The sequence below is a fragment of the Streptomyces sp. NPDC048258 genome (assembly GCF_043201995.1).
Classification (GTDB): Bacteria; Actinomycetota; Actinomycetes; order Streptomycetales; family Streptomycetaceae; genus Streptomyces.
Map to the genome: position 1 here is coordinate 129,601 of NZ_JBICZH010000016.1, position 12,203 is coordinate 141,803.

The following is a 12,203-nucleotide window of genomic DNA, read 5'->3' on the forward strand; positions in this document are numbered from 1 at the left end:
GACATATGGACACCGCCATCGGCGTCGGTCTCCCCGTCGGCGGGCAGACCGTTCGGGTGCAGTCCAGGCTCTGGTGGGACGACGGCGTAATGCCGGGTAGGCGTGGTGCATGAACACACACGCCCTCGACACCTTCCCGAATACCGAGCAGGCCTCGGCCCTGGAGACCGCTTCGGCATGGTGGCTGACCGCCCTTGACCGTATCGAACGGACGACGGTGGCGGATCCGGCGATCCGGGTCCTCCAGCGGGGAATCCGCGCGCTCCCGCTGGGCGAGGTACGCGATCTGCTGCGTGGCAGGCCGCTGGGCCATCCCGTACATCCCGTTCTCGTCCAGGTACCGATCGGCTGCTGGCTGTCGGCCGCTGTACTGGACGTCGTACCGGGAGGGCGGCGCGCGGCTGCCACCCTCACGGCCGTCGGACTGGCCGGGGTCGCCCCGGCAGCGGTCGCCGGCTGGGTTGACTGGGCGGACCTGCCGCCCGAGCAGGCCCGGGTCGGACTGGCCCACGCGGTCACGAACGTGGCCGCGGTGGCCTGCTACGCCGCGTCCCTGACGGCGCGGCTCCGCAGTCGCTCGACGAAGGGCAGGATGTGGTCGTTCGGCGGACTGGCGGCGGTCGCCGTGAGCGGTGCGCTCGGCGGGCACGTGGCCTATCGGCGGGCCGTCGGAGCGCATCCCGCAACCTAGACAGCGCCCCACAATCCTCTCTTTCCGCGCCCCCGCCATCAGCGCCATCCGTTGCGACGCCGACGTGCCCGGTCAGCCTTTTCCGCTCGGAAGGATCTCCCTGACCTTGGCGACGGCGAAGCCCCACCCCTGGCTCAGGGCCGGCTTCCCGGGTACGGCCACCTCCTCGGGGTTGGTCAGGACGTCCAGCAGGACCGGGCCCGGAGTCTCGAACGCCCTGCGCACGCTGTCGTGGAGATCGGACGGGTCGGTGACGCGGATGCCGGTGAGGCCGAGTGCGGCAGCGACCGCGGCGAAGTCGGGGTTGTCGAGTTCCGTGCCGAACTCGGGCAGGCCGGCCTGTTCCTGTTCGAGTTTGACCATGCCCAGGCGGCGGTTGTCGAAGACGACGAGCTTCACCGGCAGCCGGTAGGTCTTGATCGTCATGAGGTCGCCGAGCAGCATGCTCAGGCCGCCGTCGCCGCAGAAGGCGACGATCTGGCGGTCGGGCGCCCAGAGCTGTGCTCCGAGGGCCTGGGGCATGGCGTTGGCCATCGAGCCCAGGTTGTACGAGCCGATCAGGCGACGGCTGCCGTGCATGGTGACGAAGCGGGAGAGCCAGACGGTTGCCATGCCGGTGTCGGAGGTGAAGACGGCGTCCTCGGCGGCGTACGAGTCCACCGCGGCAGCCAGTGCTTCGGGGCGGATCTCGTGGTCCCTGTTGTCCAGGGCAGCCCGCAGCCTGCCGGTCCGGCGCCGCTCGTGAGTCGGGTCGGCCAGGCGCTGCTGTCCTTCCTGCCAGTGCGCGAACCGGGCCCGCGCGTCCTCCAGGTGGGTCCGGTCCCGCACCTCCTTCAGGAGCGGCAGCAGGGCCCGCAGCGTCGCCCCCACGTCCCCGGACAGGCCCACGTCCACGGGCACCCGGCGGCCCAGGTGCTCCTCGCGGGTGTCGATCTGGACGACCTCGCAGTCCTCCGGGTACCAGTCGCGGTACGGGAAGTCGGTGCCCAGCATGAGAAGTGCGTCGCCGTGGTCGAGCGCGTGGGAGGCCGCTGGGTTGCCGATCAGGCCGGTCTGGCCCACCTGGAAGGCGTTGTCGCCCTCGAAGCCCTCCTTCGCCTTGAGGGTGAGCACCATCGGAGCCGCGAGCAGCTCTGCGGTGCGGAGCACTTCGGTGCGGGCGTCGCGGGCTCCGCGACCGACGAGCAGGGTGACGCGGGAGGCGGAGTTCAGGAGTTCGGCGGCCTCGGCGAGGGCCGGGTCGTCCGGGCGCGTGACGGGGCGGTCGAGGGCGAACCGCGTGGGACGGTCGTCGCTCAGCTCCTGATCGCCCAGGTCACCGGGCACGGTCAGGACGGCCACTCCGCCTTCGCTGACCGCAGCGCGTACGGCGGACTCCAGCATCCGCGGCAGCTGCTCCGGGGAGGTGACGGTGGCACGGTAGACGGCCACGTCACGGAAGAGCAGGTCGTTGTCCACTTCCTGGAAGTAGTCGCTGCCCATCTCGGCAAGGGGCACCTGGCCGCAGATCGCGAGCACCGGGGTGCGGCTCTTGGCCGCGTCGTAGAGGCCGTTGAGGAGGTGTACGGAGCCCGGCCCCACCGTGCCCATGCACACCCCGAGGGTGCCCGAGAGCTGGGACTGCGCTCCGGCGGCGAAGGCCGCCGCCTCCTCGTGCCGGCAGCCGACCCAGTCCAGGCCGTCCGTGGTGCGGATCGCGTCGGTCAGTGGGTTCAAGGCGTCTCCGACGACTCCGAAGACGTGCTGGACGCCCAGTTCTTCGAGTGCGTCGACGATGACGTGCGCGACGGTGCGTGCCACAGGAGTGCCCTTCCGTCCGGTGCGGCCCCTCGGCGTGGGTGCCGGGTTCAGTGGGTGCCGGGTTCAGTGGGTGAAGCGGTCCGGGTCGGCCGCCTGCCAGTCGGATGCCCAGTCGGCGGGCGCCGATGCGAGCAGTTGTCCGGGGGTGAGCCACGCGTGGAGTTCGGCGTAGGAGCGGACGGTGTGCGGGTCCACCCGTTGGAGGAGCATGTGGGGTCGCAGCCCCTGCGGGTCGTCGACTCCCATCGAGGCCATGATCTGGAGGGCGCTCTTGACCGTGGCCTGCTGGTAGCGCCGTACGCGCTGCGACTTGTCGGCGATGTCGACGGCGCGGGCGCGCCGCCGGTTCTGGGTGGCGACCCCGACGGGACAGGTGTTGGTGTGGCAGCGCTGGGCCTGGATGCAGCCGATCGCGAACATCATGGCGCGGGCGGCGTTGGTGTAGTCGGCCCCTTGCAGCAGCCGTTTGACGAGGTCGCCGCCGGTGGCGACCTTGCCGCCCGCCCCGATCCGGATCCGGTCGCGCAGCCCGACGCCCACGAGGGCGTTGTGCACGGTCATCAGCCCTTCGCCGAGCGGCAGGCCGACGTGGTCCGCGAACTCCAGCGGCGCCGCGCCCGTACCGCCCTCCGCGCCGTCGACGACGATGAAGTCCGGCGTGCTGCCCTCCTCCAGCATGGCCTTGCACACGGCGAGGAACTCACGGCGCGAGCCTACGCACAGCTTGAACCCGACGGGTTTGCCGTCGGCGAGCTCGCGCATCCGGGCCAGGAATCGCACCAGTTCGCGCGGTGTGGAGTACACGCGGTGGAAGGGCGGCGAGATGACCGTCTCCCCCTGCGGAACCCCGCGGACCCTCGCGATCTCCGCGTTCACCTTGGCGCCCGGCAGAACGCCTCCGATGCCGGGCTTGGCCCCCTGGCTGATCTTCAGCGACACGCACTTGACCTGCTCGTGGGCCGCCTTCTCGGCGAACTCCCTTTCATCGAAGTCACCGTCGTCCGTCCTGCAGCCGAAGTATCCGGTGCCGATCTCCCAGACGAGGTCCCCGCCCGGGCGCAGGTGGTACTCCGACAAGCCGCCCTCGCCGGTGTCGTGGGCGAAGCCGCCCAGCTCCGCGCCGGTGTTGAGGGCGAGTACGGCCCGGGCCGACAGCGAGCCGAAGCTCATCGCCGAGACGTTGAGCAGGGCCATGTCGTAGGGCTGGGTGCAGTCGGGTCCGCCGATCCGGACCCGGGGCGGAGCGGAGCGCACCGGTCGGGGGGCCATGGACGGGACGAGGTATTCGCTGCCGGCCCGGTAGAGGTCGAGTTCGGTGCCGAACGGCTCCTCCGCGTCGGTGCCCTTGGCTCGCTCGTAGACGATGCTGCGGGTGTCGCGATCGAAGGGGCGGCCGTCGAAGTTCCGCTCGATGAAGTACTGCTGGACCTCCGGCCGCAGCGCCTCCAGCGCGAAGCGGAGGTGTCCGAGCAGCGGGTAGTTCCGCAGCACGGAATGCCGCCGTTGCACGAGGTCGTGGACGGCCACCAGCACGAGCAGGAGCAGGGGGACGGCCGCGGCCGACCACCAGGGCGAGACCACGACGGAGGCGACCCAGGCGCCCAGCGCCAGCGAACCGAGGAGGGCTACTGCAAGTAGTTTCAGCACACCGCTCTTGTGTCCCGAAGCCCGGCAGCCAATCGGCCGTCCGTTCCCGCGCGTTGCCACCGGGCAAGGCAGTGGGCCCGAACTCGAGGAGTCCGGGCCCACTGCTTCCAGCTGGTCAGGCGAGGGGGGTACCGAAGGGCCCGCCGGTGCCGTAGTAGGTGCCCAGCTGCTCGCGGTACCCGGAGTCACCGAGGTGCTTGTCCCGGTGGAACTCGGGGGCGTCCTTGATCTGGCCCCTGGTGCGGTCGACGTAGACCTTCCGCTCCTCCGGGTCGATGCTGACGACGGTGCTCGCCGGCAGCAGGACCTCCTTGCCGAAGATCCAGACCCCGGTGTCCACGACCAGGTAGGCGTCACCGACCTCGTCGGAGTGCTTGTCGACCTTGCCGATGCCGCCGTCGGTCGCCTCGACCTTGTAGCCGGTCAGATCGGTACCGGCCAGGTGGCCCGAGGTCGACTTGTAACTCCACACATGCTCAGTCACGCGAAAACAACTCCTCCGGTAAACAGGGGACGGCAAGGAATTCCCTGCCGTCCGTCCTTTTTCCGTACGTCTTTCCGTACGCCGTGCGCGGCGGATTTCGTTACCCGGCGACCGCTACCAGCGGTACCAGCGGCCGCTACCGCTCTTGGGGCGGGCGACGAAACCGATCAACCACAGCACCAGTACGGCAATTGCGACCCACCACAGAATCTTCAGCGCGAAACCCGCGCCGAAGAGAATCAGCACCAGCAGAAGAACGAGGAGCAGGGGAACCATGATTATCAACCTCCGAAAACGCTTATGCCCCGACCCCGCCCACGCACACGTACACATTCGGCATCCGGATAGCCGGAGAGGTCTCATCCGCGCTCGCGGAGGTACGCCTCCAGTTCTGCGGCCCCCGTCAGCATCGCCCGCCCGCGGGCGGACAGCCGGCCGCGCCAGTCGCCCAGTGCGGCCTCCAGCGGCTCCAGCCCGCCGGCCGCCCGCACTTGGGTGATCAGCGGGGCGATCTGCTCCAGCAGGTAGCCGCCCCGCCTGAGCTGGTGGGCCAGTCGGGCGTCCCGTACGTCGGCCTCGCCGTAGACGCGGTACCCGGTCAGCGGGTCGCGGCGGGGGCGCACCAGCCCGGCGCGCTCCCATGCGCGCAGCGTCGCGGGCCGGATTCCGAGCCCCGCTGCCAGCGGCCCGATGAACGTGCCGCCGGGCCCGGACACCGCCGCGTCGGGTACGGACGCCCCGATGGGCTCCAGGTCCCGGAGGGCGCTCTCCACGGCCCGGAGTGTCCGCCGGTCATCGAGCAGCTGGGCGTGGCTCTCGTCGATGAGGCGGAACGCCTCATCGACCGCGTCCTGGTTCACGGCCCGCATGATCGACGTCGCCGTCCGGTGGCTGTGGCCGGGCACCAGTGCGAGGAAGGCGCCCAGGGCCCGCGCGTGCAGGAGGGTATAGGTGCGGTAACCGTGGGCTGTGCGACCGGCGGCCGGAAGGATGCCGGCCTCCTCGTAGTTCCTGATGGCCTGCGTGGACAGACCGTGTCCGCGCGCCAGGTCGATCGGCCTGAGCTGCCCGCCCCTTTGAAGGTTTCGTCCCACAGGCCTGACGATATCGCGGGAAAGTTTCAACCGAAGGTTCAACGATACCGTTGAAGGCATGGCTACTGACATCACGGACACCGCCCATGCCGTCGAGGCCGCCGCCGTCATGAAGCTGCTTCCGGCCCGGCCGCGGCTGCTCGCCCTGGGCGAGCCCACCCACGGCGAGGACACTCTGCTCGACCTGCGCAACGAGCTCTTCCGGCAGCTCGTCGAGCAGGAGGGCTACGGGACGATCGCGATCGAGAGTGACTGCCTGAGGGGACTCGTCGTGGACGAATACGTCACCTCGGGTACGGGCACGCTCGACGAGGTCATGGAGCACGGATTCAGCCACGGCTGGGGCACCTCCGCGGCCAACCGCGAACTCGTGCGCTGGATGCGCGCCTACAACGACGGCCGGCCCGCGTCCGAGCGGCTCCGCTTCGCCGGCTTCGACGGCCCACTGGAGATCACCGGCGCCGCGAGCCCCCGGCAGGCCCTCACCGCACTCCACAACTACCTCGCGGCCCGGGTGGACGCGGACCTGCTCCCCTGCACCGCGGACACGCTCGACCGCCTCCTCGGGGCCGACGGCCCGTGGACCGAACCCGCCGCGATGATGGACGCGTCCCGGTCCACGGGGCAGTCGGCCGAGGCCCGGGAGCTGCGGCTGCTCGCCGACGATCTGGTGGCACTGCTCGACGAGCACGCGCCGCACCTGATCACGGCCACCTCGCGGGACGAGTGGGACCGGGCGCGCCTGTACGGGCGCACCGCGACCGGCCTGCTGCGCTACCACTACTGGATGGCCGACACCTCACCGGCCCGCATGACGCGGCTGGTGGGCGTGCGGGACCAGATGATGGCCCACAACCTCCTCGCCGTCGCCGCTCGGGGCCCGGCACTGATCCACGCTCACAACTCCCATCTCCAACGGGAGAAGAGCACGATGCGGATGGGCGGGATGCGGCTGGAGTGGTGGAGCGCCGGTGCGCTGGTGAGCGCCCGGCTCGGTGAGGGGTACGCCTTCGTGGCCACGGCCCTCGGCACGATCCGGCACCAGGGAGTGGACACGCCGCCGCCGGACACCGTCGAAGGACTCCTGTACGCGCTTCCGGAGGACCGCTACGTCATCGACGCCTCCCGGCTGGCCGCCGCCCTCGGCGACACGCGGCCCGCCCCCCGTGTATCCCCGTGGTTCGGCTATTCCCCGCTCGACCCGGCCCACCTGGCGGACAGCGACGGCATCGTGTTCGTCAAGGACGTCCCGCGGAGCTAGTGCTGTGACCGGCAAGGTTCACCGCACTAGCTCCCGTGGTCGACCCGGACCCTGGGAGACACGCCCCCCGGCTTACGTTCCGTACACACGGCCGACGGTAGACTACACAGGGTGACGAACAACGTCGGCAGTGCGCCGCCCCACTCGGACGCCCCCAGTCACATCTACTACTTCGACGTGGGGGCAGGGAACTGGCAGGGGGAGTTCACCTTCCGGGTCACTTCGTGGCGACGCCTGCGGAACACCGCCGGCGTCGGCCTGCGGAACCGGGCGCTCGTCGTCGCGATGGCCCTCACCCAGCGGCTGACCGGCGCGTCCCGGCTGGAGTCGACGATCGTGGCCACCCCGTCCGCGGGCGCCTTCGGCGTGGCCGACAACGTGGTCAGGCTCTCCAAGTTCGGCGTGACCCTGTACCTGTTGAAGGAGCGCTATCTGCTCGCCCCTGACGGCAGGGGCGTCACCGTGGAGGCGAACGAGCAGTTCGGCCCCGTGCCGGGCATCCTGTCGCGGAAGTTCACCTACCCCGCGGAGATCCAGCCCTCCGGCATGGGCTCCACCTACCACATGCCGCTGCTGGGCAGCCCGTGGAAGGCGACGTACCAGGTGGGGGCCGACCGGCAGAGCCTGGCCGGGGAGCTCGTGTGCGACTGGGCGAAGGCCACGGAGAACGCCCGCCGGGTCTCATGACGGGGGATGCCGCTGCCGTTGCCGCCGAGAGGGTCGCCGGGGTCGCCGGGGAGCTCGCCGCCCGCGTCACGGCGTACGACGCCCTGCGGGACCACCGCGCGGTGTTCGCCTACACCTACTTCCGGCTCACTTCCGACCTCGCCGCGGGCCTGCGTACGAACAACCCGCCGTTCAGGGCGCCCGAGTGGGTCGCCGACCTGTCCGTCTCCCTCGCGGCGGCCTACTTCGCGGCGATGGACGCCATCGACACCTGGCTGGGCCCCGTCCCCGATGCCCGGCCCGGCGGCGAAGTCCTCTCCGCCGACCTACCGGAGACCGTCCCGGAACCCTGGCGGGACGTCTACGCCGCCTCGACCGTGCGGCACTCCTACGTGCTGGAGGAGGTGCTCTTCTCCATGATGGCGCACATGTCCTACGACCTGCCGCTGGCGCTGCGGGCCCTGGCCGCGCGGGGGGACGTCCACCACCGCATCGCCGACTTCCACCGCATGAACAGCCTGCTGGCCTCCTCCGTAGACGTGGTCCAGGCCGAGATCGCCACCCGCTACTGCCGTCGGCTCCGTTCACTGGACCGCTTGTTCGTCCGCGACGACGAACTCTTCACCAGCTACGGGATCCGGGTCGCTCGCGGCCTGGCCTGGTTCAACTGCGACAGGCTCCTGGATCCCGATGCGAGTGCCGAGGCGTTGGGCTCCATCAGCAGGTCCACGGCCGCGTTCATCGCCGAGTTCCGCTCCCCGGACGACTGGCGGCGCCGCCGGGCCTTCCAGGTCCTGCGGGCACTGGTCCCTTCCCGTCGGCAGTGGCCGGCACCGGCCGCGCCCGTCGCGGTGGGCAGCTCGCCCGGCTGAGCCGGACGCTCCGCGTCTGCCATGACAGCGCTCGGGGCAGGCCCGCTGTCACCCTTCCCCGTGCCAGTACTGGTCGTGCGTCCGGTGGGCCTCGGTCAACCCGTCGCGGAAGTACCGCTCGTAGTAGGCGTTCTCGATGTGATGGGCCTGCAGCCACACGCCCGGTACGTGGATCGTGTCGCAGTGTGCGGGAAACCGCCCGTGCGTCTCGTAGATGTAGGTGCAGATGTCCCGCGTACACGCGATGACGTCGGCGGAGTAGTCGCTGGCCTGGTTCAGGTACTGGCTGCCGAAGTCCCCCCGGTAGATCCGCGCGAACAACCCCTCGTCGGCGTAGATGCCCGTCGGCCCGAACTTGCCCGCCACGACGGCGTCGACCGCTTCGCCCATGCTGCCGTAGTTGGGCGGACACATCGCCTTGATGAGGTGTTCACCGTTGTGCCGCAGGCCGACGGTGGTCGCCCGCAGGGTCGAGTAGCGCGGGAGCGGCACATGCCAGCGCAGCATGTCCGCCGGTCGCCACCGCGGGGTGGTCCAGTCGAAATCGAGCATGGGGCCGTAGGCGGGACGGAACTTCGGGTCGCCCAGCATGATCGACGGGGCGATCGAGGCGTGGATCCAGGCTCCGAGACCCATGGCGTCGGCGGTGAGCATGAGGTTCTGGAGCAGCAGGTCGGCCTCGATCTGCGTGCGCATGGCCCAGATGAAGCCCAGGGGCAGCTTGATGTCTTTGTTCAGGAACCCTGACTTGACCCATGTGCGTACGCCCGCCGAGCGGTAGAGGTTCCGGTCGTCGACGATCGCCGGCCGTGCCCCCTCGGGCTGAGTCAGCAGGTACATCAGCCCGTTGATGTACTGCCGTGACAGGTCCACCACAGGGAACAGGATGGTGGTGCCCGGGAGGTTCGACAGGAACCGGTTCGAGTCGAGGTAGGCGGGGAAGTCCCTCTTCCCCTCCGGTACGTCGATGCGGTGGTCGAGCAGCTGCACCTTCGCCTCGGCGGCGCGCGAGCAGAGCGTCTCCGCGTCGAACGCCGTCGCCTCGCCGTCGGATGGCGGGGGCAGTTTGCGCAGGAAGTAGGTGCCGGTGTCGTTGATCAGGAAGAAGTGCGTGCCCTGGGCGTTGTCGGGACTGCCCGCGGTCCGGCCGGCCATGTTGAGGTTCGGTTTGGCCATGATGGGCTTGCCGTCGCGCGGGTCGGCGAAAGGGCGGTCCGGCATGGTGAGGCCGGTGCAGCCCGTTATGGCGATGAGGACGGCCTCTTCGAGCTCGGTCAGCGGGGCTCGTGGTGCCGTGGAGGCCCAGCTCATGGAGCCGGCCTCGACCGAGCTGCCGCGGCTGACCCGGTGGGTGCGCCGGTGCCAGATCGACGTGAGCAGCGGGCGGTTCACAAGGGCCTCGAACCCGGCACGGCTGTGGGTGTTCAGCGGGTCGTTCATGCTGCTGTCCCTTCACGGCGCGAGCGGGCCGGTCCGCCCCGGCCGCGGTGTCCGCACCCATGCCGGTCACCGTGGGCTCGGGGCTCACCGGGCTCGCGCGGGAAAGTGGCGGACACGGCGCTGTCAGTCGCGCAAGCGTGCCTCGATGGTCTCGACGAGGCCGGCGATCACGCCGTCGGGCGAGGGGCTGTAGTGGGGGACGGCCCATCGCGTGATGCTGGCGTCGATGACGGAGGGCCGGCCGGAGGCGAGCGCTTCACGGAACGCCTTTTCGAACTCCTCCAGTGTCTCGACGCGGTAGCCGTCGGCGCCGCACGCCTGCGCGTACGCGGCGAAGTCGGGGTTCTGGAACTCGACAAGCCCCGTCTCGCCATAGGTGACGAGCTGGAAGAGTTTGATCAACTTGAATTCCTGGTCGTCGAAGATGATCCAGACAACGGGGATGTCGTTCTCGACGGCGGTCATCAGCTCGAAACCGGACAGCGAGTAGCACCCGTCACCGCAGCCGACGACGACGGTCCGTTCCGGGTGCGCGACCTTCAGGCCGATGGCGCCGTTGACGTGGCCGGCCATCGGTCCGAACGAACCGGCCTTGCGGAAATTCTGTCCCTCCTCCAGCTCGACGTAGTAACTGAGCCAGGCAAGGTGTGCTCCCGCGTCGGCGAGCAGAACCGCTTGTGGGGGCAGCATCCGGCCGATCGCCTGGGCCAGCTCCCCCGGGTGGATCTTCCCCGTCAGGTGCGTGATGTGACGGGCTTCGTAGTCCCGGCCGTCCACGTCGGCCGCCGGGACGTCGCCGACCTTCTCGTCCAGCGCCTCGTGGAGAGCCGCCACCCCCAGACGCGCGTCGGAGTGCAGCGCGTAGTCCGGCCGGTACGCCTTGTGGAACTCGGCCTCGGAGATGTTCACATGGACGAGCACCTTGTTCTCGAAGAGGTCCTGGCGGTAGTTGAACGTGGCGTGCTGGTTCAGGGAGTTGCCGATGCACAGCACGACGTCGGCTTCACGGAACGCCTTCCACGCGCTGGAGTGTCCGCTGTCCGCGAAGACGCCCACCGAGAGCGGGTGACCCTCGGACACGATGCCCTTGCCGTCCAACGTGGTCAGCAAGGGAATCTGGAAGCGTTCGATGAATTGCCGGACCTCCGCTCCCGCTCCGCTGCGGATCGCCCCGAACCCGACGAGCGCCACGACGCGCTTTCGCCGTGTGAGGGCGTCGGCCAGCATCGACGCGATCTCCTCCACGCGTGTCGGATCCGGGACGACCGGTACGACGTCGAGCCGGAGGGGCCGGAAGTCCGTCACCTCGACACCGCGGTGGGTGAGGTCCTCGGGAACGTGGATGTGCACCGGCCCGGGCCTTCCTTCGAAGGCGATGTTGACGGCTTCCTCGAGCACATCGCACGTGTCGGCGGCGTCTGTGAGCAGGAAGGACTTCTTCGTCGTGGCGGCGAACATGGCCCGGGAGTCGGGCGTCCGGTTCAAGCCCGAGGTTTCGTTGAGGGAACCCCATCCCTGCCATTCCCTTGAGGCGTATCCCGAAACCGCCAGGACGGGGTAGGAGTCGGACATCGCCACGGCCAGGCCGGAGAAGAGGTTGAACGCACCGGGCCCTGCCGTCGCGAAACAGAAACCCAATTGGTTCGTGTACATCGCATAGCCGCAAGCCATGAAGGACGCGGCCTGCTCATGCCGCGTCATGACCGGCCGGATCTGCTGGGAATGCTTCAGCGCCAGCATCAGCCCTGCGGCGTTTTCGCCGGCACCGCCGAACGCGGCCCGCACTCCGATGCCTTCCAGCCCCTTGACTATGGCTTCGTAAACCCTCATCGCCGTTCCCTCGTCCACTCCCCCGCATAGGTTGTCGGCCATCGCGCTGTCGACGCGGCACACGGTGAGACCGTCTCGGCGCATTCACGCATGACGGAGTCTCCTCAAACGTCCCCAGATGGGGGAATGACGCCCGGGGAGAGAAGTTGTGGTGCGGTGGCGCCTGCCTGGTGACTGCGCCGCGTCAGCGGGAAGAAGTGCTCGCACGCGCCGGACAGCTCTGCTGTGCAGTCTTCCGAAGACCAGTTTGCCAGTACTCGACCCATCCCGCCCCCGCACACGAAGTGGGCCGTACGGGTGGCCCGGGACAACGGCAGGGCCGGAGTCGCTGCCCCGGCGCCCGCGGAGCCCCTGCGGGGGATCCCTACCGGGGCGGGGGCCGGATACCACCCGTCTGCTTTGTCCCGCGCGACGCGGC

Annotated in this window: 11 protein-coding genes; 4 read left to right on the forward strand and 7 right to left on the reverse strand. The window is 69.7% G+C overall.

What is annotated here, in order from left to right:
- Window positions 1-109: 109 nt before the first annotated feature.
- Complete coding sequence (locus ACGFYQ_RS30480) at window positions 110-691, forward strand: DUF2231 domain-containing protein (protein ID WP_393749386.1); 582 nt, start codon at window positions 110-112, stop codon at window positions 689-691.
- 72 nt (window positions 692-763) lie between these two features.
- Here ACGFYQ_RS30480 and ACGFYQ_RS30485 read toward each other — a convergent pair whose 3' ends face one another.
- The 5 genes from ACGFYQ_RS30485 to ACGFYQ_RS30505 form a co-directional block, all read right to left on the reverse strand.
- Window positions 764-2,491 (reverse strand): thiamine pyrophosphate-dependent enzyme, encoded by a 1,728-nt coding sequence (locus ACGFYQ_RS30485; RefSeq protein ID WP_393749387.1) that lies wholly within the window; start codon window positions 2,489-2,491, stop codon window positions 764-766.
- A 63-nt stretch (window positions 2,492-2,554) separates the two neighbouring features.
- Window positions 2,555-4,135 (reverse strand): FMN-binding glutamate synthase family protein, encoded by a 1,581-nt coding sequence (locus ACGFYQ_RS30490; RefSeq protein ID WP_393749428.1) that lies wholly within the window; start codon window positions 4,133-4,135, stop codon window positions 2,555-2,557.
- A gap of 118 nt (window positions 4,136-4,253) precedes the next feature.
- Window positions 4,254-4,622 (reverse strand): PRC-barrel domain-containing protein, encoded by a 369-nt coding sequence (locus tag ACGFYQ_RS30495; RefSeq protein ID WP_393749388.1) that lies wholly within the window; start codon window positions 4,620-4,622, stop codon window positions 4,254-4,256.
- A gap of 114 nt (window positions 4,623-4,736) precedes the next feature.
- The gene (locus tag ACGFYQ_RS30500) at window positions 4,737-4,898 is read right to left on the reverse strand and encodes a hydrophobic protein (protein ID WP_283454630.1); all 162 of its coding nucleotides are present in this window, start codon (window positions 4,896-4,898) and stop codon (window positions 4,737-4,739) included.
- Between the two features lie 83 nt (window positions 4,899-4,981).
- A complete protein-coding gene (locus tag ACGFYQ_RS30505; protein WP_393749389.1) occupies window positions 4,982-5,716 on the reverse strand; it encodes a TioE family transcriptional regulator in 735 nt (244 codons plus the stop codon).
- A gap of 58 nt (window positions 5,717-5,774) precedes the next feature.
- Here ACGFYQ_RS30505 and ACGFYQ_RS30510 point away from each other — a divergent pair, with 58 nt between their 5' ends.
- The 3 genes from ACGFYQ_RS30510 (at window position 5,775) to ACGFYQ_RS30520 (ending at window position 8,515) form a co-directional block, all read left to right on the forward strand.
- Window positions 5,775-6,977 carry an erythromycin esterase family protein gene (locus ACGFYQ_RS30510; RefSeq protein ID WP_393749390.1) on the forward strand — a complete coding sequence of 401 codons (1,203 nt, stop codon included), beginning with the start codon at window positions 5,775-5,777 and terminating at the stop codon, window positions 6,975-6,977.
- A gap of 111 nt (window positions 6,978-7,088) precedes the next feature.
- A complete protein-coding gene (locus ACGFYQ_RS30515; RefSeq protein ID WP_393749391.1) occupies window positions 7,089-7,664 on the forward strand; it encodes a hypothetical protein in 576 nt (191 codons plus the stop codon).
- Window positions 7,661-8,515 (forward strand): DUF5995 family protein, encoded by an 855-nt coding sequence (locus ACGFYQ_RS30520; RefSeq protein ID WP_393749392.1) that lies wholly within the window; start codon window positions 7,661-7,663, stop codon window positions 8,513-8,515. The genes ACGFYQ_RS30515 and ACGFYQ_RS30520 overlap by 4 nt, the downstream gene beginning before the upstream one ends.
- A gap of 48 nt (window positions 8,516-8,563) precedes the next feature.
- Here ACGFYQ_RS30520 and ACGFYQ_RS30525 read toward each other — a convergent pair whose 3' ends face one another.
- On the reverse strand, window positions 8,564-9,955 hold the full coding sequence (locus tag ACGFYQ_RS30525) for a hypothetical protein (RefSeq protein WP_393749393.1): 1,392 nt from the start codon (window positions 9,953-9,955) through the stop codon (window positions 8,564-8,566).
- Window positions 9,956-10,078: 123 nt separating this feature from the next.
- The gene (locus ACGFYQ_RS30530; RefSeq protein ID WP_393749394.1) at window positions 10,079-11,785 is read right to left on the reverse strand and encodes a thiamine pyrophosphate-binding protein; all 1,707 of its coding nucleotides are present in this window, start codon (window positions 11,783-11,785) and stop codon (window positions 10,079-10,081) included.
- Between the last annotated feature and the right edge of the window lie 418 nt (window positions 11,786-12,203).

What these genes read in the sequence shown, in the direction of transcription:
- ACGFYQ_RS30480 (WP_393749386.1), top strand. Translation starts at nt 110, where the DNA reads ATGAACACACACGCCCTCGACACCTTCCCGAATACCGAGCAGGCCTCG.
- ACGFYQ_RS30500 (WP_283454630.1), bottom strand. Translation starts at nt 4,898, where the DNA reads ATGGTTCCCCTGCTCCTCGTTCTTCTGCTGGTGCTGATTCTCTTCGGC.
- ACGFYQ_RS30510 (WP_393749390.1), top strand. Translation starts at nt 5,775, where the DNA reads ATGGCTACTGACATCACGGACACCGCCCATGCCGTCGAGGCCGCCGCC.
- ACGFYQ_RS30520 (WP_393749392.1), top strand. Translation starts at nt 7,661, where the DNA reads ATGACGGGGGATGCCGCTGCCGTTGCCGCCGAGAGGGTCGCCGGGGTC.
- ACGFYQ_RS30525 (WP_393749393.1), bottom strand. Translation starts at nt 9,955, where the DNA reads ATGAACGACCCGCTGAACACCCACAGCCGTGCCGGGTTCGAGGCCCTT.
- ACGFYQ_RS30530 (WP_393749394.1), bottom strand. Translation starts at nt 11,785, where the DNA reads ATGAGGGTTTACGAAGCCATAGTCAAGGGGCTGGAAGGCATCGGAGTG.